This window comes from Salmonella enterica subsp. arizonae (assembly GCF_008692845.1).
GTDB classification, from domain to species: domain Bacteria; phylum Pseudomonadota; class Gammaproteobacteria; order Enterobacterales; family Enterobacteriaceae; genus Salmonella; species Salmonella arizonae.
Genome location: NZ_VXJW01000001.1, coordinates 345,400 through 367,886, shown reverse-complemented (window position 1 = coordinate 367,886; position 22,487 = coordinate 345,400). Strand labels below are relative to the sequence as shown.

Here is a 22,487-nt window from a genome sequence, read left to right as displayed (position 1 = left end):
AATTTACCCAACTAAGCTACTACCATACAAGTATATTGATCTAAAAAGCGCGGCCAGATCACAAAATGCTCTGGCCGCGCGGCAATGTTACGTACGTCCCCATCCGACGACGATAATCAACATTCCGCACAGCGCGATCAGCGCGCCGCACCAGTCATAGACAGTAAGCCTGACGCCATCGACAACGCGTAGCCACAGGAGCGCAGTACAGACATATACCCCACCGTAAGCCGCATAAACCCGCCCGCTGGCAGCCGGATGCAGGGTCAACAGCCAGACGAATAACGCCAGTGATGCCACGGCGGGAAGAAGCCACCACACGCTGGCGCCGCGCTTAATCCATAACCAGGGAAGAAAACACCCTATGATTTCACAGAGTGCGGTAACAAAGAAAAGCAGTGTCGTCTTTAGCATGAGAGTCATTTGGTTACGAAAAGATAAGTGATAATACGACAGAATATCGCTACGGTTATCCCGTCATTCTTGTGTATATCCCAGGCATAAGGATTGGTGTAGAATTTAAAGGTGTTTTACCGCTTTTTTCTCCTCTTAAGAAAGGATGTTGTGATGAACTATACGCTGAGCAAACGCCTGTGCCTGACGGCAATGCTTACGCTGGCTGCCGTTGTGTATACCACTTCCGCATTCGCTGAAACCAGTAAACTGGTAATTGAATCGGGAGATAGCGCACAAAGCCGTCAGGAAGCGGCGATGGAAAAGGAACAATGGAACGACACCCGCAGTCTGCGTCAGAAAGTGAATACCCGCGCAGAAAAAGAGTGGGACAAAGCCGATGCCGCCTTTGATAACCGAGATAAATGCGAACAAAGCGCCAACATCAACGCCTATTGGGAACCTAATACCCTGCGGTGTCTGGATCGCCGTACAGGTCGCGTTATTACGCCCTGATACAGGATAACCGGAAAGAAGTGTAAGGATACAGTATGACAAGCGACTACAACGTCAGGCTGCGCCCGCTTGAGCGTGAAGATTTACGATTTGTCCACCAGCTTGATAACAATGCCAGCGTCATGCGTTACTGGTTTGAAGAGCCGTATGAGGCCTTTGTCGAACTGTCGGACCTTTACGACAAACATATCCATGACCAAAGCGAGCGGCGCTTTGTCGTCGAATGCGACGGTGAAAACGCCGGGCTGGTGGAGCTGGTGGAAATTAACCATGTGCATCGCCGGGCGGAATTTCAGATTATTATCTCGCCGGAGTACCAAGGGAAAGGCCTGGCGTCACGCGCGGCCAAACTGGCGATGGATTACGGATTTACCGTACTCAATCTCTATAAATTGTATTTGATCGTCGATAAAGAGAATGAAAAAGCTATTCACATCTACCGTAAACTCGGGTTTAGAGTAGAAGGCGAGTTGATTCATGAGTTCTTCATTAACGGCGAATACCGTAACACCATCCGTATGTGCATCTTCCAGCAGCAGTATCTGGATGAGCATAAAACGTCCGGTTCTACGCTCCTGAAACCCACCGCGCAGTAAACGCGGCGCGGTAGTCACGGAGAGTCGCACAGCACGCGGTTTAGTAGTAATCGATACGGTTTTTAATGGTGTAATGGTGGGATACTGCCGGCGTAACGCTCTCATCGACGATAACAAGCCGGCAGTCAACAGGGTTCGCGTACGCATCATATTCGCAGCTCTGTCTGACGTTGCCGACCTGCCGATCATCTACCCGACTGACTGCCGTATAATCCAGCTTTTTACGGGGGTCCGCGGAGGGTTTTGCCGTCACAGAGAGCGTTTTCTGCGAGTTTATGGTTGTCTTACCTAACGGGTAGCCTTCGGCATCATAGCGGTACTCGACTTTCATCTCTTTGCCCGTCGCCGATACCACAAAACCGTTGTCGTCCGTTTCCCAGGTCACGCCCGCCGAAGGCAATGCCGCAAGCTGACACTTCCCCTGTAACTGCACTTTTTTTTCCAGCGTCTGGGCATCCCGGTAATAATTGGCATCCAGAACGAGCGCCAGCCCCGTATTATTCTCCAGATCGTGTAACTCAAGCGTATCAAAACAGCCTTCCGGTGAAAGCGTACCGGTGACCTGCTTCGCCACTTCGCCATTCTCACTCATCAATGTCTGGCTGAAATCCTTTACCGGACCACGTAATGGATCAAAATCAAATTCATTCGAAAAACTGGCCATTTCCGGCGTAAAAGACTCAGGGGATTTCGGGTTATCACAACCTGCCAGCATCATGCACAATAACGTCAGTAAAATGGGTTTCTTCACGCGTTTCACCAGAATGGAAAGATATTTATCAATCATATTAGCAAATACAGTTGTTTACACAAAAAATGCTAAGCTTAGAACATCGTCATTAATTACAGGAGCTCAGGATGAAAATCGCAACTGCAATAGCCGTTCTGGCGTTAATTAGCGCCCCCTCGCTAGTGATGGCGGCGCCGGGATCGTGCGAGAGAGTAAAAAGCGATATTGAACAACGTATCATCAATAACGGCGTGCCGGCAGATAATTTTACGCTCACTATCGTTCCTAACGACCAGGCCGATCAGCCAGATTCACAGGTGGTGGGCCATTGCGCGAACGACACGCATAAAATTCTTTATACCCGCACCAGCAGCGGCAATGCGCCAGCCAATACCTCTCCCGCTCAGGACGGTTCATCCGCCGAACCGCAATAAGCGCCTCCTACCCTCCAGGTCCGGAGGGTAACGCTCTTTGACATGGATTAATAATCCTTACTCCCAAAGGGGTAAACTCATTACATTATTAGCATGATAATAATTTCGCTATAGATATCAATATATAGCGAAACGATAATGGAGTAAGTGATGCCCGGAGAAAAGCAACAAACAGGCGTTAGCCGCAGGACGTTAGTGAAATCAGCGGCGCTTGGCTCACTGGCGCTGGCGGCCGGAGGCGTATCTTTACCGTTTGGGATGCGTACCGCGGCCGCAGCGGTGCAGCAGGCAATGCGCGACGAAAAAGATAAAATCGTCTGGGGCGCCTGTTCGGTCAACTGCGGCAGTCGCTGCGCCTTGCGTCTGCACGTAAAAGATAATGAAGTCTGGTGGGTTGAAACTGATAACACCGGCGACGATGTCTACGGCAATCATCAGGTTCGCGCCTGTCTACGGGGGCGTTCAATCCGTCGGCGTATTAACCATCCGGATCGCCTTAACTATCCCATGAAACGCGTTGGCCGCCGCGGCGAAGGCAAATTTGAACGCATTAGCTGGCAGGAAGCATTGGACACCATTAGCGCCAACCTGAAAAAGACCGTAGAAACCTACGGCAATGAAGCCGTCTATATCCACTATTCATCCGGGATCGTAGGCGGCAACATAACCCGTTCGTCGCCTGCCGCCTCGCCGGTGAAGCGTTTGATGAACTGCTACGGCGGTTCGTTGAATCAATACGGCTCATACAGTACCGCGCAAATTTCTTGCGCCATGCCCTACACCTATGGCTCCAACGACGGCAACAGCACGTCTGATATCGAAAACAGTAAACTGGTGGTCATGTTCGGCAATAATCCGGCTGAAACGCGCATGAGCGGCGGCGGCATTACCTGGTTTCTGGAGCAAGCGCGTGAACGCTCAAATGCGCGCATGATCGTGATAGATCCGCGCTATACCGATACCGCCGCCGGACGTGAAGACGAATGGATACCGATTCGCCCCGGCACCGACGCCGCGCTGGTGGCGGGAGTTGCCTGGGTATTGATTAACGAAAATCTCGTCGACCAGCCTTTTCTCGACAATTATTGTATCGGCTACGATGAAAAGACCCTTCCGGCTGACGCGCCCGCAAATGGCCATTATAAGGCTTATATTTTGGGCCAGGGCGAGGACGGTATCGCCAAAACGCCGCAGTGGGCATCACATATTACCGGCATCCCCGCCGATCGGATTATCAAACTGGCTCGCGAGATAGGCAGCGTCAAGCCGGCCTACATCTGTCAGGGTTGGGGGCCGCAGCGTCAGGCGAACGGCGAACAAACCGCTCGCGCCATCGCCATGTTACCGATTCTGACCGGCAACGTCGGCATTCATGGCGGTAATAGCGGCGCACGCGAATCCACTTACACCATTACCATTGAACGTCTGCCGGTCCTGGAGAATCCCGTTAAAACCGCCATCTCCTGCTTTAGCTGGACGGACGCCATTGCGCGCGGCCCGGAAATGACCGCCCTGCGCGACGGCGTACGCGGCAAAGATAAGCTGGATGTCCCGATCAAATTTCTATGGAACTACGCTGGTAACACTCTGATTAACCAGCATTCGGATATTAATAAAACCCATGAAATTCTTCAGGATGAAGCGAAATGCGAAATGATTGTGGTCATCGACAATTTTATGACCTCTTCCGCGAAGTACGCCGATATTTTACTGCCGGATCTCATGACCGTCGAACAGGAAGATATCATCCCCAATGATTACGCCGGTAATATGGGATATCTGATTTTTATCCAACCGGCGACGACGCCTAAGTTCGAGCGCAAGCCCATCTACTGGGTACTCAGCGAAATCGCCAGACGCCTCGGCGACGATGTGTATCAGCGGTTTACCGAAGGCCGTACACAGGCGCAGTGGTTGCAATATCTGTACGCCAAAATGCAGGCAAGAGATCCGGCATTGCCCGCGTATGACGAGCTGAAAAAAATGGGCATCTATAAACGCAAAGATCCCAACGGCCATTTTGTCGCCTATAAAAAATTTCGTGAAGATCCGCAGGCCAATCCGTTAAAAACGCCGTCCGGTAAAATCGAAATCTACTCGAGCAAACTCGCTCACATCGCCAGTACCTGGGAGCTGGCGGAAGGCGACGTGATAAGCCCACTGCCGATTTATACCCCCACTTTTGAAGGATGGGACGATCCGAAACGGAGCACCTTCCCGCTACAGCTGTTTGGCTTTCACTATAAATCCCGTACCCATTCAAGCTACGGCAATATTGATGTTCTGCAGGCCGCCTGTCGCCAGGAGGTGTGGATAAATCCGCTTGATGCGCAAAAACGCGGTATCGCGAATGGCGATAGGGTTCGCGTCTTTAACGATCGTGGAGAGGTGCGTCTACCCGCCAAAGTCACGCCGCGTATTCTGCCGGGCGTCAGCGCGATGGGTCAGGGCGCATGGCATAATGCGGATATGGCTGGCGATAAAATTGACCACGGCGCCTGCATCAATACGCTCACGACGCTGCGTCCTTCCCCCCTGGCAAAAGGGAATCCTCAACATACAAATCTGGTGGAAATCGAAAAAATCTAAGCCGCCTTCTCCGGGGCGTTTTTGCGCTCCCGGAGCTCCCCGTTTTGCGAACACAACAACATTTAAAACTCTTTTTTTGGATGAGCATAGTGAGCTGTTATGAAAATCACCACCCCTGAGGCGTTAATGGCGGCCAGTATCAGCCGACGAAGCCTGGTGAAAACCTCCGCTATCGGTAGCCTTGCGCTTGCCAGTAGCGCTTTCACCCTTCCGTTCTCCCGCCTCGCCCACGCCGCAGCAGCCCTCGCATCTGGCAATGTTGCAGAAAAAGCGGTCTGGAGTTCATGTACCGTTAACTGCGGCAGCCGCTGCCTGCTGCGCCTGCACGTAAAAGATGACACCGTATATTGGGTTGAATCGGATACCACGGGCAACGATGAATATGGCAACCATCAGGTACGCGCCTGCCTGCGTGGTCGTTCTATTCGTCGCCGGATGAATCATCCCGATCGCCTGAAATATCCGATGAAACGCGTTGGTAAACGTGGAGAAGGCAAATTCGAACGTATCAGTTGGGATGAAGCGTTAGATACCATCGGCGATAACCTGAAACGTATCCTCAAGGACTACGGCAACGAAGCGGTACATGTGCTTTACGGTACCGGCGTGGACGGCGGCAATATTACCAATTCTAACGTACCGTATCGCCTGATGAACGCCTGCGGCGGCTATCTCAGCCGTTACGGTAGCTACAGCACCGCCCAAATCAGCGCGGCCATGAGCTATATGTTCGGCGGCAACGACTGCAACAGTCCGGATGATATCGCCAATACAAAACTGGTGGTGATGTTTGGCAATAACCCCGCGGAAACACGTATGAGCGGCGGCGGCGTGACATACTATGTCGAACAGGCGCGCGAGCGCTCCAACGCCCGGATGATCGTGATTGACCCGCGTTATAACGACACTGCCGCCGGCCGCGAAGACGAGTGGCTGCCGATTCGCCCAGGCACCGATGGCGCGCTGGCGGCGGCAATCGGCTGGGTGCTGATTACCGAAGATCTTATTGATAAACCGTTTCTGGATAAATACTGCATCGGCTACGACGAAACCACTCTGCCCGCCTCGGCCCCGCGTAACGCGCACTATAAAGCCTATATTTTGGGTCAGGGCGAAGACGGTATCGCGAAAACGCCGCAATGGGCCGCGCAGATTACCAGTATTCCGGCGGAAAAAATCATTCAACTGGCGCGGGAAATTGGCTCGGCGAAACCGGCTTACATTTGCCAGGGCTGGGGACCGCAACGCCACTCTAACGGCGAACAGACCGCACGCGCTATCGCCATGTTGTCTGTACTCACCGGTAACGTCGGCATAAATGGCGGTAATTCCGGCGTGCGCGAAGGCACCTGGGATCTGGGCGTCGAATGGTTTTCTATGCTGGAGAACCCGGTAAAAACCCAGATTTCGGTCTTTACCTGGACCGACGCTATCGATCATGGTGCGGAAATGACCGCCACACGCGACGGCGTGCGCGGGAAAGACAAGCTCGATGTGCCGATCAAATTTTTGTGGTGCTACGCCAGTAATACGCTGATCAATCAGCACGGCGATATCGCCCACACCCACGAGGTGCTTCAGGACGACAGTAAATGTGAAATGATCGTCGGCATTGAGCACTTTATGACCGCGTCGGCAAAATATTGCGACATTCTGCTGCCTGATTTAATGCCAACCGAGCAGGAAGATCTGATTTCCCACGAGTCCGCAGGCAATATGGGCTATGTCATTCTTGGTCAGCCCGCCACCTCGCCGAAATTTGAAAGAAAGCCCATTTACTGGACGCTCAGTGAAGTGGCTAAACGGCTTGGTCCGGACGTATACCAGACCTTCACAGAAGGCCGCACTCAGCATGAGTGGGTCAAATACCTGCACGCAAAAACCAAAGCGCGTAACCCGAAAATGCCGGATTACGAAGAGATGAAACAGACAGGGATTTTCAAGAAAAAATGCCCGGAGGAGCACTACGTCGCTTTCCGCGCCTTCCGCGAAGACCCTGCCGCCAACCCACTGAAAACGCCGTCCGGTAAAATCGAAATCTATTCCGAGCGTCTGGCAACCCTCGCCGACACGTGGGAGCTGAAGAAAGATGAGATTATCCATCCTTTACCCGCCTATACGCCAGGCTTTGACGGTTGGGACGATCCGCTTCGTCAGCGCTACCCGCTACAGCTAACCGGCTTCCACTATAAAGCGCGTACCCACTCCAGCTACGGCAATATCGACGTCCTGCAACAGGCGTGTCCGCAGGAGATCTGGATCAACCCGATTGATGCGCAAGCGCGCGGCATTCAGCACGGCGACACCGTGCGGGTCTTTAACCAGAACGGACAGATGCTCATTCCGGCAAAAGTCACGCCGCGCATATTGCCTGGCGTCACCGCTATCGGCCAGGGCGCCTGGTTAAATGCCGACATGTTTGGCGACAAAGTCGATCGCGGCGGCTCCATTAACATTCTGACGTCGCACCGGCCTTCCCCGCTGGCGAAAGGTAATCCGTCACACAGTAATCTTGTTCAGGTTGAAAAGGCGTAAGGAGTAACCGATGACAACCCAGTATGGATTTTTTATTGATTCCAGTCGTTGCACCGGTTGCAAAACCTGCGAACTGGCCTGCAAGGACTACAAAGATTTGACCCCGGATGTCAGCTTCCGCCGCATTTATGAGTATGCGGGTGGCGACTGGCAGGAAGATAACGGCGTCTGGCACCAGAACGTCTTTGCCTATTACCTCTCCATTTCGTGTAACCACTGCGAAGACCCGGCCTGTACCAAAGTCTGCCCGAGCGGCGCGATGCACAAGCGCGATGACGGTTTTGTGGTGGTGAACGAAGAGGTCTGTATCGGCTGCCGCTACTGCCACATGGCCTGCCCGTACGGCGCGCCGCAGTACAACGCGGCCAAAGGTCATATGACCAAGTGCGACGGCTGTTATGATCGCGTCGCCGACGGCAAAAAGCCTATCTGCGTGGAATCCTGCCCGCTGCGGGCGCTGGATTTTGGCCCGATAGACGAGTTGCGTAAAAAACACGGTGAGCTGGCTGCCGTCGCGCCGCTGCCGCGCGCGCATTTCACGAAGCCGAATATTGTGATTAAACCCAACGCCAACAGCCGCCCGACCGGGGACACTACCGGTTATCTGGCCAATCCGAAGGAGGTATAATATGGGAAGTGGATGGCATGAATGGCCGTTGATGATCTTCACGGTCTTTGGTCAGTGCGTGGTCGGCGCGTTAATCGTTAGCGGACTGGGCTGGCTGACGGCAAAAGACGATATCATCGCCCGTCAGCGCATCGTGCGCAGCATGTTTTTTCTGTGGCTGGTGATGGGACTGGGATTCCTCGCGTCGATTATGCATCTCGGCTCGCCGATGCGCGCGTTTAACTCGCTTAACCGCGTAGGCGCTTCCGCACTGAGTAATGAAATCGCCGCAGGATCGGTGTTCTTTGCCGTAGGCGGCATCTGGTGGCTGGTGGCGGTACTCGGTAAAATGCCCCCGGCGCTGGGTAAAGTGTGGCTGCTGGTCAGTATGGCGCTCGGCGTTGCATTCATCTGGGCAATGACGCTCGTTTATCAGATAGATACCGTGCCAACCTGGTATAATGGCTACACCACGCTGGCCTTTTTCCTCACGGCATTCCTGTGCGGCCCGGTGTTTGCGGCGCTACTGCTACGCATCGCGCGCGTCCCATTTTGCAGCGTGACGTTTGCCAGTATTAGCGGCCTGGCGTTGGTGGTGTGCGTGGCGGTCATCGTACTACAGGGACTGTCGCTCTCAACCCTTCACAGCTCCGTGCAACAGGCCAGCCATCTCGCACCGGATTACGGTATGCTAAAGGTCTGGCGCATTGTCTTGCTTGCTGCCGGATTAGGCTGCTGGCTATGTCCGCTAATTCGTCGCCGAGAACCGCATACCGTTGGTTTGCTGCTCGGTGTCGTGCTGGTGCTGGCGGGCGAAATTATTGGCCGCGGACTTTTTTATGGCCTGCATATGACCGTAGGTATGGCAGTCGCAGGTTAATTTGTGCGTGTGGGGCGACCCGCACCTTTCGGGATTGTTTGAATGACCACTTTTTTACAACGTGATGATTTTGCAGTAACGGCGCGTGTTCTTGGCGCGTTGTTTTATTATTCGCCGGAAAGCAACGAAACCGCTCCTCTGGTTCAGGCGCTATTAACCGACAACTGGCAGGCGCAGTGGCCGCTTGATGCCGATGCGCTTGCGCCTGTGGCGGCTATGTTTAAGACCCATAGCGAAGAGTCGTTGCCACAGGCCTGGCAGCGTCTGTTTATCGGCCCTTACGCTCTGCCGTCTCCGCCGTGGGGTTCCGTCTGGCTGGATCGTGAGAGCGTATTATTTGGCGATTCTACGTTGGCGCTACGTCAGTGGATGCGCGAAAACGGGATTCAGTTTGAAATGCAGCAAAACGAGCCAGAAGATCATTTCGGGTCGCTGTTGCTGCTGGCGGCCTGGCTTGCCGAGAATGGCCGTCATCATGAATGCGAACAACTCCTGGCCTGGCATCTGTTTCCGTGGTCGTCCCGCTTTCTGGACGTATTTATCGATCATGCCGGGCATCCGTTTTATCAGGCGTTGGGGCAACTGGCGCGTCTGACTCTGGCGCAATGGCAAGCTCAACTCATTATTCCCGTCGCTGTAAAACCGTTATTCCGTTAATCCCCACAAAAGGCAGGATTTTAACTGCCTTTTCACCCATTGCGGCCTATTTTTATCCACAAAAAGTGACAACGTCACACCACGCTTCTATTTTTAAGATAATTCTTTATCGTGAATGTTCACGCTTAGCCGCATAAGGGCAAAACCTAATTGTTAATAGATGTTTAACAGTGTTAAACATCACGCTCCGCTGGAATCCTTCCCAACCTGTTGCTATAGCTCAAAGCACCCTGCCGGAACATGGCATAACAACACGCGACTCTTAACGTCGCCATAACACATGCAAACAGGGAGACACACCGCAATGTACACCCTCACCCTAAAACGCGTACTTGGGTTCACTATCGTCATTTTGCTTTTACTGGCGCTGTTTATCTGGGGAATCGGTCTGGAGACGCTGAAAGCGCGTCAGGTCGATCTGCTGTATCTCGGACAACGGCATTTGATGCTGGTCTTTACGTCCATGTTTTTTGCTTTACTGGTCGGTATCCCGAGCGGGATTTTACTCAGCCGACCTGCGGCAAAAGGATTTGCTGAATATGTCATGCAAATCTTTAATGTTGGTAATACCTTGCCGCCGCTGGCCGTCCTGGCCTTAGCGATGGTGATTATCGGGATCGGCGATACGCCCGCCATTGTCGCGCTATTTCTGGCTTCCCTTCTGCCTATCGTCCGCAATACCTATGCGGGCCTCTGTTCCGTTCCCGCCTCACTGATTGAAGCGGCAAACGGGATAGGGATGACAAAATGGCAGCGGCTTCGCCAGGTAGAGCTACCTAATGCGTGGCCAGTGATGCTGTCCGGTATTCGCATCGCGACCGCCATCAATGTCGGCACCGCGCCGCTGGCCTTTCTGATCGGCGCCAGTAGCTACGGCGAGCTGATTTTCCCGGGGATTTATCTTAACGATTTTCCGACGTTGATTCTCGGCGCAACGGCCACGGCGTTATTCGCGCTGATTCTAGACACTCTGCTTGCCTGGCTTGGGCGACGCCTTAGCCCTCATACTGCCTGAACGCATAAATAACAATAAGGAGCGTTAAATGAGATTCAAAAAACACCTGCTGGGATGGCTTGCCGCAACGCTGTTGTTCAGTAGCCAGACGCAGGCCGCGCCGCTGGTTCTCGCCACTAAAAGCTTTACCGAGCAGCATATTCTCTCGGCCATGACCGTTCAGTATTTGCAGAAAAAAGGCTTTCAGGTTCAGCCGCAAACCAATATCGCCGCGGTGATTTCACGTAATGCGATGGTGAATAAACAAATTGATATTACCTGGGAATACACCGGAACATCGCTGATTATTTTCAACCGTATCGATAAGCGCATGAATCCACAGGAAACCTACGACACGGTAAAACGCCTGGATGCGAAGCTGGGTCTGGTATGGCTCAAACCGGCTGACATGAACAATACTTACGCGTTCGCGATGCAACGCAAACGCGCCGAGGCGGAAAATATCACCACCATCTCGCAAATGGTGGCAAAAATCGAACAGGTCCGGCAGAACGATCCTGACCACAACTGGATGCTCGGCCTCGATCTGGAATTTGCCGGGCGCAGCGACGGGATGAAGCCCCTTCAGCAAGCCTATCAGATGCAGCTTGATCGCCCGCAAATACGACAAATGGACCCAGGACTGGTCTATAACGCCGTTCGGGATGGTCTGGTTGACGCCGGGCTGGTCTATACCACCGACGGACGGGTGAAAGGGTTTGATCTGAAAGTGCTGGAGGATGATGAAGGCTTCTTTCCAAGTTACGCTGTCACGCCCGTGGTGCGTAAAGAAGTGCTGAAAGCTAATCCTGGCCTTGATGACGCCTTAAACACCCTTTCCGGCCTGCTCAATAATGATGTGATATCGACCCTAAACGCCCAGGTCGATATCGATCATCGCACGCCGCAACAGGTAGCCCATCAATTTTTGCAGGACAAAGGTCTGCTGTAAGGAGCGCCTATGGATACGATACATTATATGCTGGATAACGCAGGCTACCTCGCCAGCCTTACCTTTCAGCATCTTTGGCTGGTCGCGCTGGCTGTCGGTCTGGCGATTATCATCGGCGTACCGCTAGGCGTTTTGATTGTACGCCACAAATGGCTGGCAACGCCGGTATTGGGCGTCGCCACGCTACTTCTTACCATTCCGTCTATCGCGCTGTTTGGGTTAATGATCCCGCTCTTTTCGTTGATCGGGCAGGGTATTGGCGTTTTGCCCGCCGTGACGGCCGTTTTTCTCTACTCTTTACTGCCGATTGTCCGTAATACCCATACTGCGCTTGATAGTCTGCCGCCCGGTCTGCGTGAAGCGGGACGCGGCATCGGCATGACGTTCTGGCAACGCTTGCGCTGGGTCGAAATTCCAATGGCCTTACCGGTTATCTTCGGTGGTATCCGCACCGCGGTGGTGATGAATATTGGCGTGATGGCGATTGCCGCAGTCATCGGCGCTGGCGGTCTGGGACTGCTACTGTTAAACGGCATTAGCGGCAGCGATATTCGCATGTTAATTGCCGGCGCGCTGATGATCTGTCTACTGGCGATTGTGCTTGACTGGCTGTTGCATCGTCTGCAAGTCGTACTGACACCTAAGGGGATACGATAATGATAAAACTGGAAAATCTCACCAAACAATTTGTTCAGAAAAAGGGTCAGCCGCTAAAAGCCGTCGACAATGTCAACCTGAACGTGCCGGAAGGCGAAATGTGCGTATTACTCGGCCCCTCAGGCTGCGGCAAAACCACCACGTTAAAGATGATCAACCGACTGATCGCGCCCAGCAGCGGTAATATACTTATCAACGACGAAAATACCAACGATATGGATACGGTAACGCTACGCCGCAATATCGGGTACGTAATTCAACAAATTGGCCTGTTTCCTAATATGACGATTGAGGAAAATATTACCGTTGTGCCGCGCATGTTGGGTTGGGACAAAGCGCGCTGCAAGCAACGCGCCGAAGAATTGATGGAGATGGTGGCGCTGGATGCGAGGAAATTTCTGCATCGCTATCCAAAAGAGATGTCCGGGGGACAGCAACAGCGTATTGGCGTGATCCGCGCTCTGGCCGCCGATCCGCCGGTATTGCTGATGGATGAGCCCTTCGGCGCGGTGGACCCGATTAACCGCGAAGTGATTCAGAACCAGTTTCTTGATATGCAGCGTAAGCTAAAAAAGACAGTGATGCTGGTCAGCCATGATATCGACGAAGCGCTGAAGCTCGGCGACCGTATCGCCGTATTCCGTCAGGGTCGAATTGTACAGTGCGCCAGTCCTGACGAACTGCTGGCCAAACCGGCCAACGAGTTTGTCGGATCGTTCGTTGGTCAGGACAGAACGTTAAAGCGTCTGCTACTGGTCTCCGCAGGCGATGTTACCGATCAACAGCCAACGATTACCGCGCGGCCTTCCACGCCGTTAAGCGAAGCGTTCGGCATTATGGATGAAAACGATATTCGCGCCATTACCGTCATTGACAATGACGGTAAGCCGCTGGGATTTGTGAAGCGCCGGGAAGCGCGGAACGCCAGCGGAACCTGCGCCGATATCACCCATCCTTTCCGTATTACGGGCAAAGCGGAAGATAACCTGCGTATTGTGCTGTCCAGATTGTACGAAAGTAATACTAGCTGGATGCCGATCGTTGATGAGGACGGACGCTATAACGGGGAAATCTCTCAGGATTACATCGCCGATTATCTCAGTTCAGGCCGCACGCGTCGGGCGCTTAATATTCACGAAAGCAGCTAACGCGTCGCCGGATGGCCTCTTGCCCTCCGGCAATATTATTATCCTGCGTAATATTATATCGCACATAGTGCGTTTGCGTCTGACGTCATTTATCCGCAAAATAGGCTATCCTGAAACGCCCTGTTTACCCGCTAATGCATCGTTTACACGCTTATCCGGATCTGCGCGCGATGTTTCGTCGCCTGCTGATCGCTACGCTCATCGGTATTCTCGCGGCGCTGGCTGTCGCCGCCTTCCGTCATGCGATGCAATTTCTGGAATGGCTTTTCCTGAGTAATGACACCGGTAGTCTGGTGAATGCGGCAGCGGGGCTTTCGCCCTGGCGACGGCTGATTACGCCTGCGCTTGGCGGTCTGGCCGCTGGCCTGTTGCTGTGGAGGTGGCAAAAAATGAATCAACAGCGCCCCCACGCGCCTACTGACTATATGGAAGCATTGCAAACCGACGGGCAATTTGACGTTGGCGCCAGCCTGGTGAAATCACTGGCCTCGCTGCTGGTCGTGGTCAGCGGCAGCGCAATTGGTCGCGAAGGCGCAATGATCCTGCTCGCCGCGCTGGCGGCATCCGGCTTTGCGCGGCGCCTTACGCCGCGCGAGGAATGGAAATTATGGATTGCCAGCGGCGCCGCTGCGGGTATGGCGGGCGCTTACCATGCTCCGCTGGCGGGTAGCCTGTTTATCGCGGAGATCCTGTTCGGCACTTTAATGTTGGCCTCTCTCGGTCCGGTTGTCGTTTCCGCCGTCGTCGCCCTACTAACTACCAATCTATTAAACGGTAGCAATTCACTACTCTATACCGTACATCTGACCCTTGATCTCCACACACGGGAATACTTCATGATAGTCAGTACCGGCCTGGTCGCTGGTCTGTGCGGCCCGTTGCTGATGTGGCTGATGACGGCCAGCCATAATAGCTTTTTACGCTTAAAACTGTCGCCGCCCTGGCAGTTAGCCTTAGGCGGACTTATTGTCGGGATACTGTCGTTATTAACGCCTACGGTTTGGGGAAACGGCTATAGCGTCGTACAGTCATTTCTACTCTCCCCGCCGCTATTCTCGCTGATTAGCGGAATTTTTGCGTGCAAAATCCTGGCCGTGCTCGCCAGCAGCGGTTCTGGCGCGCCGGGCGGCGTCTTTACGCCAACGCTATTTGTCGGATTATCCATTGGAATGCTTTTGGGTCGGATATGGGGATTCTGGCTTCCGGGCTCGGATGAAATAGCGATTTTATTAGGACTGGCGGGTATGGCGACGCTACTGGCGGCAACGACCCATGCGCCGATTATGTCTACCCTGATGATTTGTGAAATGACCGGCGAGTATCAGTTGCTCCCCGGTCTGCTGATTGCCTGCGTAGTCGCGTCAGTGCTATCGCGGACGTTACGCCATAATTCTATCTACCGACAGCACGCTGCCGAGCATTGATAAACGAATATACTGCCCCAGTTCACGCTGCTCGGCACGCGGCAGGTACGGCAGCTCGCCAATCAGCGGCGCAGGAAGTTTTTTTCCAAGCACATCAATGATTTCAGCATAATGCGCCAGCCCAGGATTAATGCGATTCGCCACCCAGCCAATTAACGGCAGTCCATCGTTAGCGACAGCTTGCGCAGTCAGTAGCGCATGATTAATGCACCCCTCCTGAATCCCTACCACCATCAATACCGGTAATTGTTCCTGTACTACCCATTCGGACAGCGGACGTAAATCATTCATCAGGCTGCGCCAGCCGCCGGTGCCTTCCACAACGACGTGATCCACTTTATCGCTCAGGTTCGCCAGGCCGTTGGACAGCAAGGTATAATTGATAGGACAGCTATGCGCTACGCTGCTTTCCTCTTCGCTTAAAGCGATCGGATTTATAGCCTCATACGGCAATTCCAGTGAAGAGACGCTTTGCAATACCACAGCGTCTTTGTTGCGCATCCCTTCCGGGGTCTCTTTGCTCCCTTTGGCGACAGGTTTATACCCAGCCACACTCTTACCACCCGACGCTAACGCTTGTAGTAATGCGCGGGAAACCACCGTCTTCCCAACAGAAGTGTCTGTGCCTGTAATAAAGAAACGCTTCAGCATCACTAACTCCACCGTTATGCTTCGAAAATATAAGCCAGGAAAATAATACAGTGAAGGAAGTCTAAGGTATGGCAAGGGCAATCAGCTTGAGTTAGCGCAAATTTTTGTACAACAGTTAAAAAATGTTAACCCTGTAATAGACGAATCAACAAAGAGCCGTTATACATCGCGTCTTTTACCAACGCCGCCCCGGCCATCGTGCCTTGGTTGGTAAACTGCGTGCTTTCCACTACTGTATTCTTACTGTAGGCGGGCAGCGCCTGCTGACGGATACTGTCAACAATGGCTGGGAAAAGGATATCAGCCGCTTTACTTAGCGGAGAACCAATAAGAATTTTTTGCGGATTAAATAAATTCACCATGATAGCCAGAATGCGTCCGACATGCGCGCCGACGCCGCTAATGATATCTTTTGCTAATAAATCTCCCTGTATCGCCGCCTGACACAACGAATCTACCGTTAACGGCTGGCCGTGCAACATTGAACTCATAGACTGATTAAGCCGAAGCTGGGTAAGCTCCAGTACGCTATCGACGCTGGCTATAGTCTCCAGACAACCATGATTACCGCAATAGCAGCGTTTGCCATAAGGATCGACCTGGGTATGACCAATCTCCACCAGACTGCTACTGCCCGCATGAAGCAAATGACCGTCGGTGATAACACCCGCCCCTACATTATGATCAATAACTACCTGGATAACGTCGCGCGCGCCGCGTGATGCGCCAAAAAGCGCCTCTGCCATCGTCCAGGCGCTGATATCATGCTGAATGTAAACCGGTACGCCAGTGTGGCGTTCGAGCGCATCGCCTAAAGGCATCTCTTTGACATCCTCATAAAACGGCATACGGTGTACAATGCCGTTTTCGGTATCAATAATGCCCGGCAACGTAATCGCAATAGAGGTTAGACGCTCCAGTTTCTGCTGATGGCGGATAAAAAACTGATCAACGTGCGTGATAATTCGCTCAAGCAACGGCGTGGCTTCGGTTAGCGGTAACGGCAGGTTCTCCTCAACCACCAACTTGCTGCTGAGATCGTGCAGCGCAAGGAAAATTTCGCCGCGGCTAATACGAATAGATAAATAGTGCCAGGCCTCAGTTTCCACTACCAGCCCGACGGCGGGTCGACCACGACTGCCCGCTTCTTTAATTTCAAGTTCCTGAACCAAATGCGCTTCCAGCATTTCGCGGACAATTTTCGTAATACTGGCAGGCGCTAACTGCGCCAGACGAGACAGGTCAATTCGCGATACCGGTCCGAGCTGATCAATCAGGCGATACACTGCGCCAGCATTGGTCTGCTTAATTTGATCGATATGCCCAGGCTGACTATCAGCAACCACCGCTCACTCCCTTTATTTTCGCGCTCCGAAATAATCTGTCTGCTATGGTGAAACACTTCAATACTCGTCGTCAACTTTTTGCTTAGCCGTGTGATTAACTGCACATTTTCACCCTTTTTAAGCGAAATTAATCACATCGGACGGCCGTTACCAGCAGTTGGCAAAACCGCTGTACGGCATGGCTCTGTTCATGATGCTTTGACCATACCAGCCACATTTCGGATACGGCGTCCTCTTCCGCCAGAGGAACCCAGCGCATTTCACTCATCCGCACGCGCTTAAAGGACGCAGGCAAAATCGAGACGCCCAGTCCCGCCGCCACCAGACCGATAATGGTCATTGCTTCGCCAACCTCCTGCGCGATAGTCGGCGTCAGGTTATAGCGCCGCATCAGACCAAGAATATCGTCGTATAGCCCCGTCCCGACATGCGGATCGAAAAAGACAAACGGCTCTTTCGCCAGTTCTGTCAGACTAACGACCGGCTTTTGCGCCAACCTATGTTCGCGGGGGATCATTGCCATAAGCGGCTCATGCAAAATTACCTCGTGATTAAGCGTGTCAGGTAGCGGCGTATTACGCAGCAAGCCGATATCAAGTATACCTTCGTTAAGCGGTGCGATTTGCTCACGCGTATTCATTTCACGCGTTTGCATATGCACTCCCGGATAGGACTGGCGGAACAACGAAAAAGTATTCGATACCGCCCGAATAAAAGGCGCTGAGGAGGTAAAGCCGATACGGACTTCGCCCGCTTCTCCCTGATGCAACCGCTCGGCGCGAGCGGCGGCGTCATTTACCAGACTCAGGATCTGTCGGCTATCCGCCAGAAACTGTCGTCCGGCGGCCGTTAAGGCTACGCTGCGATTGGTCCGGGCCAATAAACGCGCGCCGACCTGCTGCTCCAGGATTTGTATCTGCTGACTCAGCGGCGGCTGTGAGATATTGAGGCGTGCTGCGGCGCGACCAAAATGCAGTTCTTCTGCTACCGCCACAAAGTAACGCAAATGACGTAGTTCGATATTCATATTTTTAAAGTATTATTTGAGATAATTAATATATTAGACAGAATATTTTGCTTTTTCTATGCTTTATACGTTGGTTATACCCGTCTCCGGTTTACGGGGATGTAAAGCAAGGATTTAACGTGAGTCGTACAACTATTCTCGATAACGCCACAACAAGCGATATTGATGAACAACGCTATTCTCAGTCGGTTCAATATATTAAACGCGGTACTGCGCCTTTTATGCGCGTCACGCTAGCCCTTTTTTCCGCGGGTCTGGCGACTTTCGCGCTCCTCTATTGCGTTCAGCCCATATTGCCGATACTTTCCCGGGAGTTTGGCGTCTCCCCCGCCAGCAGCAGCGTTTCACTTTCTATTTCTACCGCCATGCTGGCTATCGGCTTACTTTTTACCGGCCCGCTTTCCGATGCGATAGGCCGCAAACCGGTGATGGTCACCGCCTTGTTGTTAGCCTCCTGCTGCACCCTGTTATCAACAATGATGACCAGCTGGCATGGTATTCTGATTATGCGCGCGCTGATCGGGCTGTCATTAAGCGGCGTCGCCGCAGTGGGAATGACCTACCTGAGCGAAGAAATCCATCCCAGTTTTGTCGCCTTCTCCATGGGGCTTTATATTAGCGGTAACTCCATCGGCGGGATGAGCGGGCGTTTATTAAGCGGCGTCATGACCGACTTTTTTAACTGGCGAATCGCGCTGGCGACCATCGGATGCTTTGCGCTGGCGTCAGCGCTGATGTTCTGGAAGATTTTACCCGCCTCGCAGCATTTTCGTCCCACGTCGCTACGGCCTAAAACGCTATTTATTAATTTCCGTCTCCACTGGCGCGATCGGGGGCTACCTCTGCTGTTTGCGGAAGGCTTTTTACTGATGGGCGCGTTCGTAACCCTGTTTAACTACATTGGTTATCGCCTGATGCTCTCCCCCTGGGAATTAAGCCAGGCCGTGGTTGGACTGTTATCCGTAGCCTATCTCACCGGCACATGGAGCTCGCCGAAAGCTGGCGCAATGACCTCACGCTATGGTCGGGGGCCGGTGATGCTGTTCTCTACCGCAGTAATGCTGTGCGGGCTTTTACTGACGCTTTTTACCTCGCTTTGGCTGATTTTTGCCGGTATGCTGCTTTTTTCCGCCGGCTTTTTCGCCGCGCACTCCGTGGCCAGCAGTTGGATTGGCCCGCGTGCGCGCCGGGGGAAGGGACAGGCCTCGTCACTTTATCTTTTCAGCTATTATATGGGTTCCAGTATCGCGGGGACGCTAGGCGGCGTATTCTGGCATAGTTACGGCTGGAACGGCGTAGGCGGTTTTATCGCGCTAATGCTGGTGCTGGCCATCCTGGTCGGGACGCGGTTACATCATCGTCTTCACGCCTGAAAGAAGATAACCCGGCGATAGCAATGTACGTTATCGCCGGGCTGCTTTTCACTCCACGACTCACTGTTCACCATAGACCTGTCAGGCTTGAGACGTCCATCACTTCTCTAATTGCATCCAGCGCCAGAAGCGTAAATATCACCAAGATTATCGGATTCATATACGGTGCGCTTTTTATTCTGGAGGGCGGATATTACCGTCTCTGAGACTAAAAAAGAAAACGATAACAAAAAACTACCCATTATGGTGGGCTTACGCTGCGTTATCGCTGTCATTGTACATAACGTTACAAGCCGATACCAATCACTCACGGAAGCCCTTTGATAACAGCGATATAGTCATTTCACCGGCCCCGCAGTGGGGTTGAATGAAAAACCAAATCGAGGGTATCAAAATGAAAAAAGTATTAGCTCTGGTTGTTGCCGCTGCAATGGGTCTCTCTTCCGCAGCGTTCGCGGCTGAGACGGCAACCCCTGCGAAAACCGCAGCGCCTGCCAAAACCACCCAGCATCACAAAAAGCAGCATAAAAAGCAGCATAAAGCCGTTGAACAAAAAGCGCAGGCGGCTAAAAAACATCAGAAAAAAGATGGCAAAGCGCCAGCCAAAACCACGTCAAAACCAACTACTCAACCGGCTGCATAAGTCGTAACATGCTGCGGCGCGCCCCCGCGCCCGTTTTTACGGCGCTAAATTGTTCTGGTTTAGCGCCGCCTTCCGGGAGGGCAAAAAAGTGTCTCGCTACCGCTTTGAGCTCATTCTTATCATGCTTATTTTATGCGCCATTATTGCCACGCATTTCTATCTCTCCTGAGTGTAGTTATCTGATTTTACTCCCACTTTCTTACCGTCACGTCTATAGTAGTACTGAGGGTTTGTTGTTAATAATCATAATTACCCACCAGAGTGTGATATGCATAAAACCATTGCTGTATTACTGGGCATAGTTTGTTTTTTACCGGTTATGGCGAAAGCCAGGGGGGCTGAAACAGACGCCACGGATGCCAGCGACGTCAAAACGCTTTTTTTTAACCACGACGATCGGACGCCCGTCGCCGATCCTACCCAATCGCCGTGGGATGCCATCGGGCAACTAGAGACCGCCAGCGGTAATTTGTGTACGGCAACGCTTATCTCCCCGCATATCGCCCTGACAGCAGGCCATTGCCTGCTAACGCCACCGACAGGAAAGCCGGACAAAGCGGTTACGTTACGTTTTGTGGCGCAAAAAGGGATCTGGCGCTATGAAATCCATGGCATTGAAGGCCGCGTTGAACCGTCGCTGGGCCGACGCCTGAAAGCGGATGGCGATGGCTGGATTGTGCCGCCTGCCGGGGCAAGCTGGGATTTTGGCCTGATAATATTGCGCTACCCGCCTTCCGGGATCAGGCCGGTGCCTTTATTTACCGGCGATAAAGCGGCGCTCACTGCGGCGCTGAAAGCCGCAGACCGAAAAGTCACGCAGTCCGGTTATCCGGAGGATCACCTGAATGCGCTCTATTCCCATCAGGATTGTGTCGTGACCGGCTGGGCGCAAAATGCCGTGCTCTCACACCAGTGCGATACGTTACCTGGCGACAGCGGCTCACCGCTATTATTAGAGACGGATAGCGGATGGCAGCTCATTGGCGTACAAAGCTCAGCCCCTGCGGCTAAAGATCGCTGGCGCGCCGACAACCGCGCCATATCCGTCACCGGCTTTCGCGATAAGCTGAAAGCCCTGGCGCAGGATTAACATGGTGAATAGCGGGAATCTCTGCCTGCACTGGCAGGCAGCGATCATATCAGGCAAGTTTTATCATAATCATACCGACCAGAAGCAATACAACGCCAACCCAGCCTTTGGGATTTAAGCGCTGGCCAAAGAGCACCCAGCCAGCCGCCAGTGTGGCGGCGATACCAAAACCGCCCCATAGCGCGTAAGCCACCGAGAGGTCTATCCCTTTTACCGCCTGTGAAAGCGCACTGAAAGCGGCCAGAACAGCGGCTAGCGATAATATGCCATAGCATTTACGGCGAAAGCCGTCCGAAAATTTCAACAGTACGTTAGCCGCGATTTCCAGTATTATTGCCAGCGCAAGCCAGGCGCCGTGTACCCATTCAAATTGTTGCACGGGTCGCCTCCTTCACCGGTTTGCCGGGTTTACGCGTCCCTGATTTGATCAATACGATGCCGACAATTAGCGTCAGCAAACCGACAATCTTCATGGTTGATAATACTTCATCAAATAGCAGTACGCTAAATACGGTAATAAATAAAATACCGATCCCTTCCCATAAGGCATACGCCACACCCAGGGCAATCTTTTTTACCGCAAAAGAAAGAAATATATATGACAGCGTGATCATCACCAACATTAAAATATAACCAGCGTTACCATTGCCCACGCTAGCCCATTTCATTGAGAGCGTGCCTGTAATTTCAGCCACGATAGCCAGAGCTAATAAAATCCAGTAAAACATGTCCCTTCTCCTGCATGAGAATATACGCTTTCGAGTCTGCTGCACGCAGCAAACTAAAAAATAGAATCAGTTAGCACAGCGCGTTGCGCCAGCTTAGGCAGAAGTAAGGGACTAAAGCGCGTTACGCCAGTGCTGCTCGCCGATAAGCAAGAAAAAGGAGGTAGAGTGAAGATGAATTTGGGTGGAGAAAAACGCGCTGAACATATTGTCCATAATATTACAATTATCCGCAGTGTTGCTTCTCGTCATCGCGGATGATAATTGTCCTCGGTAGTTGAACTACGCCTGATTTGTATCATAAGCCAGAAATTAACTCAAAATCTTTTCACTTCTTTACCTGAAAAGTTTAATTTTAACCAGAACAGGTCGACCATATTGCTCACCGTTCCATTAACCATTATTGTTAAAGTCGCCCTGGAACAGACCACTGACAGGCAAAGTATCGCCATTCTGCTTAGCGATTTAAACAAAAGACAAAACAATTAAAAAAGCGGCCACCAGAAAGGCCGCCGCATAT

At 52.6% G+C, this 22,487-nt stretch carries 25 protein-coding genes and 1 pseudogene; 17 read left to right on the top strand and 9 right to left on the bottom strand.

Annotated elements, in window-relative coordinates; all coding sequences use genetic code 11:
- Nucleotides 1–87: 87 nt before the first annotated feature.
- Entirely contained in the window at nucleotides 88–414 is a 327-nt protein-coding gene (locus F4V61_RS01955; protein ID WP_000921384.1) for a YnfA family protein, read from the bottom strand.
- 153 nt (nucleotides 415–567) lie between these two features.
- Between F4V61_RS01955 and F4V61_RS01950 the strand changes: the two genes are divergently transcribed.
- Both F4V61_RS01950 and speG read left to right on the top strand, forming a co-directional pair.
- Entirely contained in the window at nucleotides 568–909 is a 342-nt protein-coding gene (locus tag F4V61_RS01950; RefSeq protein WP_001110005.1) for a DUF1283 family protein, read from the top strand.
- A 35-nt stretch (nucleotides 910–944) separates the two neighbouring features.
- Entirely contained in the window at nucleotides 945–1,505 is a 561-nt protein-coding gene (gene speG, locus F4V61_RS01945; protein ID WP_000199999.1) for a spermidine N1-acetyltransferase, read from the top strand.
- A 40-nt stretch (nucleotides 1,506–1,545) separates the two neighbouring features.
- Here the strand turns inward: speG and F4V61_RS01940 are convergent, their stop codons facing one another.
- Nucleotides 1,546–2,256, bottom strand: a complete 711-nt coding sequence (locus F4V61_RS01940; RefSeq protein ID WP_072160212.1) for a YnfC family lipoprotein — start codon at nucleotides 2,254–2,256, stop codon at nucleotides 1,546–1,548.
- 107 nt (nucleotides 2,257–2,363) lie between these two features.
- Here F4V61_RS01940 and F4V61_RS01935 point away from each other — a divergent pair, with 107 nt between their 5' ends.
- The 11 genes from F4V61_RS01935 (at nucleotide 2,364) to clcB (ending at nucleotide 15,112) form a co-directional block, all read left to right on the top strand.
- Entirely contained in the window at nucleotides 2,364–2,669 is a 306-nt protein-coding gene (locus tag F4V61_RS01935; protein WP_000685010.1) for a DUF1161 domain-containing protein, read from the top strand.
- Nucleotides 2,670–2,819: 150 nt separating this feature from the next.
- The gene (gene ynfE, locus F4V61_RS01930; RefSeq protein WP_080152809.1) at nucleotides 2,820–5,258 is read left to right on the top strand and encodes a selenate/tellurate reductase subunit YnfE; all 2,439 of its coding nucleotides are present in this window, start codon (nucleotides 2,820–2,822) and stop codon (nucleotides 5,256–5,258) included.
- Between the two features lie 99 nt (nucleotides 5,259–5,357).
- Nucleotides 5,358–7,793 (top strand): selenate/tellurate reductase subunit YnfF, encoded by a 2,436-nt coding sequence (gene ynfF, locus F4V61_RS01925; RefSeq protein WP_080161120.1) that lies wholly within the window; start codon nucleotides 5,358–5,360, stop codon nucleotides 7,791–7,793.
- 10 nt (nucleotides 7,794–7,803) lie between these two features.
- The gene (gene dmsB / locus F4V61_RS01920) at nucleotides 7,804–8,421 is read left to right on the top strand and encodes a dimethylsulfoxide reductase iron-sulfur subunit DmsB (RefSeq protein ID WP_000213064.1); all 618 of its coding nucleotides are present in this window, start codon (nucleotides 7,804–7,806) and stop codon (nucleotides 8,419–8,421) included.
- A 1-nt stretch (nucleotide 8,422) separates the two neighbouring features.
- Nucleotides 8,423–9,280 carry a dimethyl sulfoxide reductase anchor subunit family protein gene (locus tag F4V61_RS01915; protein ID WP_080161121.1) on the top strand — a complete coding sequence of 286 codons (858 nt, stop codon included), beginning with the start codon at nucleotides 8,423–8,425 and terminating at the stop codon, nucleotides 9,278–9,280.
- A 42-nt stretch (nucleotides 9,281–9,322) separates the two neighbouring features.
- A complete protein-coding gene (gene dmsD, locus F4V61_RS01910; protein WP_079782405.1) occupies nucleotides 9,323–9,937 on the top strand; it encodes a Tat proofreading chaperone DmsD in 615 nt (204 codons plus the stop codon).
- 304 nt (nucleotides 9,938–10,241) lie between these two features.
- The gene (osmY, locus tag F4V61_RS01905) at nucleotides 10,242–10,952 is read left to right on the top strand and encodes an osmoprotectant ABC transporter permease OsmY (RefSeq protein WP_000288454.1); all 711 of its coding nucleotides are present in this window, start codon (nucleotides 10,242–10,244) and stop codon (nucleotides 10,950–10,952) included.
- A gap of 28 nt (nucleotides 10,953–10,980) precedes the next feature.
- Nucleotides 10,981–11,883 carry an osmoprotectant ABC transporter substrate-binding protein OsmX gene (osmX, locus tag F4V61_RS01900; RefSeq protein ID WP_080161122.1) on the top strand — a complete coding sequence of 301 codons (903 nt, stop codon included), beginning with the start codon at nucleotides 10,981–10,983 and terminating at the stop codon, nucleotides 11,881–11,883.
- Nucleotides 11,884–11,892: 9 nt separating this feature from the next.
- Nucleotides 11,893–12,540, top strand: a complete 648-nt coding sequence (osmW, locus tag F4V61_RS01895; protein ID WP_000379681.1) for an osmoprotectant ABC transporter permease OsmW — start codon at nucleotides 11,893–11,895, stop codon at nucleotides 12,538–12,540.
- The gene (osmV, locus tag F4V61_RS01890) at nucleotides 12,540–13,688 is read left to right on the top strand and encodes an osmoprotectant ABC transporter ATP-binding protein OsmV (RefSeq protein ID WP_000593083.1); all 1,149 of its coding nucleotides are present in this window, start codon (nucleotides 12,540–12,542) and stop codon (nucleotides 13,686–13,688) included. Before osmW ends, osmV begins: the two co-directional genes overlap by 1 nt.
- A 134-nt stretch (nucleotides 13,689–13,822) precedes the next feature.
- Entirely contained in the window at nucleotides 13,823–15,112 is a 1,290-nt protein-coding gene (gene clcB / locus F4V61_RS01885; RefSeq protein WP_058345318.1) for a voltage-gated ClC-type chloride channel ClcB, read from the top strand.
- Here clcB and bioD read toward each other — a convergent pair.
- From bioD to F4V61_RS01870, 3 genes are all read right to left on the bottom strand, one after another.
- Complete coding sequence (bioD, locus tag F4V61_RS01880; RefSeq protein WP_038396033.1) at nucleotides 15,068–15,763, bottom strand: dethiobiotin synthase; 696 nt, start codon at nucleotides 15,761–15,763, stop codon at nucleotides 15,068–15,070. The two genes, clcB and bioD, sit on opposite strands and share 45 nt — an antisense overlap.
- A gap of 125 nt (nucleotides 15,764–15,888) precedes the next feature.
- Complete coding sequence (gene mlc / locus F4V61_RS01875; protein WP_058345319.1) at nucleotides 15,889–17,109, bottom strand: sugar metabolism global transcriptional regulator Mlc; 1,221 nt, start codon at nucleotides 17,107–17,109, stop codon at nucleotides 15,889–15,891.
- 127 nt (nucleotides 17,110–17,236) lie between these two features.
- On the bottom strand, nucleotides 17,237–18,136 hold the full coding sequence (locus F4V61_RS01870) for a LysR family transcriptional regulator (protein ID WP_001019575.1): 900 nt from the start codon (nucleotides 18,134–18,136) through the stop codon (nucleotides 17,237–17,239).
- A 119-nt stretch (nucleotides 18,137–18,255) separates the two neighbouring features.
- Between F4V61_RS01870 and F4V61_RS01865 the strand changes: the two genes are divergently transcribed.
- The gene (locus tag F4V61_RS01865; RefSeq protein WP_038396035.1) at nucleotides 18,256–19,509 is read left to right on the top strand and encodes an MFS transporter; all 1,254 of its coding nucleotides are present in this window, start codon (nucleotides 18,256–18,258) and stop codon (nucleotides 19,507–19,509) included.
- A gap of 67 nt (nucleotides 19,510–19,576) precedes the next feature.
- Here F4V61_RS01865 and F4V61_RS22150 read toward each other — a convergent pair whose 3' ends face one another.
- On the bottom strand, nucleotides 19,577–19,669 hold the full coding sequence (locus F4V61_RS22150; protein WP_211359252.1) for a KPN_01571 family protein: 93 nt from the start codon (nucleotides 19,667–19,669) through the stop codon (nucleotides 19,577–19,579).
- Between the two features lie 234 nt (nucleotides 19,670–19,903).
- On the opposite strand from F4V61_RS22150, the gene asr reads away from it, so the two are divergent.
- Both asr and F4V61_RS01855 read left to right on the top strand, forming a co-directional pair.
- Nucleotides 19,904–20,152, top strand: a complete 249-nt coding sequence (asr, locus tag F4V61_RS01860) for an acid resistance repetitive basic protein Asr (RefSeq protein ID WP_024131897.1) — start codon at nucleotides 19,904–19,906, stop codon at nucleotides 20,150–20,152.
- 268 nt (nucleotides 20,153–20,420) lie between these two features.
- Complete coding sequence (locus F4V61_RS01855) at nucleotides 20,421–21,242, top strand: trypsin-like serine peptidase (protein WP_000549644.1); 822 nt, start codon at nucleotides 20,421–20,423, stop codon at nucleotides 21,240–21,242.
- A 49-nt stretch (nucleotides 21,243–21,291) separates the two neighbouring features.
- Here the strand turns inward: F4V61_RS01855 and mdtI are convergent, their stop codons facing one another.
- The 3 genes from mdtI to F4V61_RS22725 form a co-directional block, all read right to left on the bottom strand.
- On the bottom strand, nucleotides 21,292–21,621 hold the full coding sequence (gene mdtI / locus F4V61_RS01850; protein WP_001183826.1) for a multidrug/spermidine efflux SMR transporter subunit MdtI: 330 nt from the start codon (nucleotides 21,619–21,621) through the stop codon (nucleotides 21,292–21,294).
- Nucleotides 21,608–21,970 (bottom strand): multidrug/spermidine efflux SMR transporter subunit MdtJ, encoded by a 363-nt coding sequence (mdtJ, locus tag F4V61_RS01845; protein ID WP_000500282.1) that lies wholly within the window; start codon nucleotides 21,968–21,970, stop codon nucleotides 21,608–21,610. The genes mdtI and mdtJ overlap by 14 nt, the downstream gene beginning before the upstream one ends.
- Before the next feature lie 111 nt (nucleotides 21,971–22,081).
- A complete protein-coding gene (locus tag F4V61_RS22725) occupies nucleotides 22,082–22,219 on the bottom strand; it encodes a hypothetical protein (RefSeq protein WP_000198591.1) in 138 nt (45 codons plus the stop codon).
- A gap of 123 nt (nucleotides 22,220–22,342) precedes the next feature.
- Between F4V61_RS22725 and F4V61_RS22225 the strand changes: the two are divergent.
- Nucleotides 22,343–22,456 (top strand): annotated as a pseudogene (locus F4V61_RS22225) (hypothetical protein); the annotation flags it as partial.
- Nucleotides 22,457–22,487 lie beyond the last annotated feature (31 nt).

What these genes read in the sequence shown, in the direction of transcription:
- F4V61_RS01955 (WP_000921384.1), bottom strand. Translation starts at nt 414, where the DNA reads ATGCTAAAGACGACACTGCTTTTCTTTGTTACCGCACTCTGTGAAATC.
- F4V61_RS01950 (WP_001110005.1), top strand. Translation starts at nt 568, where the DNA reads ATGAACTATACGCTGAGCAAACGCCTGTGCCTGACGGCAATGCTTACG.
- speG (WP_000199999.1), top strand. Translation starts at nt 945, where the DNA reads ATGACAAGCGACTACAACGTCAGGCTGCGCCCGCTTGAGCGTGAAGAT.
- F4V61_RS01935 (WP_000685010.1), top strand. Translation starts at nt 2,364, where the DNA reads ATGAAAATCGCAACTGCAATAGCCGTTCTGGCGTTAATTAGCGCCCCC.
- ynfE (WP_080152809.1), top strand. Translation starts at nt 2,820, where the DNA reads ATGCCCGGAGAAAAGCAACAAACAGGCGTTAGCCGCAGGACGTTAGTG.
- ynfF (WP_080161120.1), top strand. Translation starts at nt 5,358, where the DNA reads ATGAAAATCACCACCCCTGAGGCGTTAATGGCGGCCAGTATCAGCCGA.
- dmsB (WP_000213064.1), top strand. Translation starts at nt 7,804, where the DNA reads ATGACAACCCAGTATGGATTTTTTATTGATTCCAGTCGTTGCACCGGT.
- F4V61_RS01915 (WP_080161121.1), top strand. Translation starts at nt 8,423, where the DNA reads ATGGGAAGTGGATGGCATGAATGGCCGTTGATGATCTTCACGGTCTTT.
- dmsD (WP_079782405.1), top strand. Translation starts at nt 9,323, where the DNA reads ATGACCACTTTTTTACAACGTGATGATTTTGCAGTAACGGCGCGTGTT.
- osmY (WP_000288454.1), top strand. Translation starts at nt 10,242, where the DNA reads ATGTACACCCTCACCCTAAAACGCGTACTTGGGTTCACTATCGTCATT.
- osmX (WP_080161122.1), top strand. Translation starts at nt 10,981, where the DNA reads ATGAGATTCAAAAAACACCTGCTGGGATGGCTTGCCGCAACGCTGTTG.
- osmW (WP_000379681.1), top strand. Translation starts at nt 11,893, where the DNA reads ATGGATACGATACATTATATGCTGGATAACGCAGGCTACCTCGCCAGC.
- osmV (WP_000593083.1), top strand. Translation starts at nt 12,540, where the DNA reads ATGATAAAACTGGAAAATCTCACCAAACAATTTGTTCAGAAAAAGGGT.
- clcB (WP_058345318.1), top strand. Translation starts at nt 13,823, where the DNA reads ATGCATCGTTTACACGCTTATCCGGATCTGCGCGCGATGTTTCGTCGC.
- bioD (WP_038396033.1), bottom strand. Translation starts at nt 15,763, where the DNA reads ATGCTGAAGCGTTTCTTTATTACAGGCACAGACACTTCTGTTGGGAAG.
- F4V61_RS01870 (WP_001019575.1), bottom strand. Translation starts at nt 18,136, where the DNA reads ATGAATATCGAACTACGTCATTTGCGTTACTTTGTGGCGGTAGCAGAA.
- F4V61_RS22150 (WP_211359252.1), bottom strand. Translation starts at nt 19,669, where the DNA reads ATGAATCCGATAATCTTGGTGATATTTACGCTTCTGGCGCTGGATGCA.
- asr (WP_024131897.1), top strand. Translation starts at nt 19,904, where the DNA reads ATGAAAAAAGTATTAGCTCTGGTTGTTGCCGCTGCAATGGGTCTCTCT.
- F4V61_RS01855 (WP_000549644.1), top strand. Translation starts at nt 20,421, where the DNA reads ATGCATAAAACCATTGCTGTATTACTGGGCATAGTTTGTTTTTTACCG.
- mdtJ (WP_000500282.1), bottom strand. Translation starts at nt 21,970, where the DNA reads ATGTTTTACTGGATTTTATTAGCTCTGGCTATCGTGGCTGAAATTACA.
- F4V61_RS22725 (WP_000198591.1), bottom strand. Translation starts at nt 22,219, where the DNA reads ATGACGAGAAGCAACACTGCGGATAATTGTAATATTATGGACAATATG.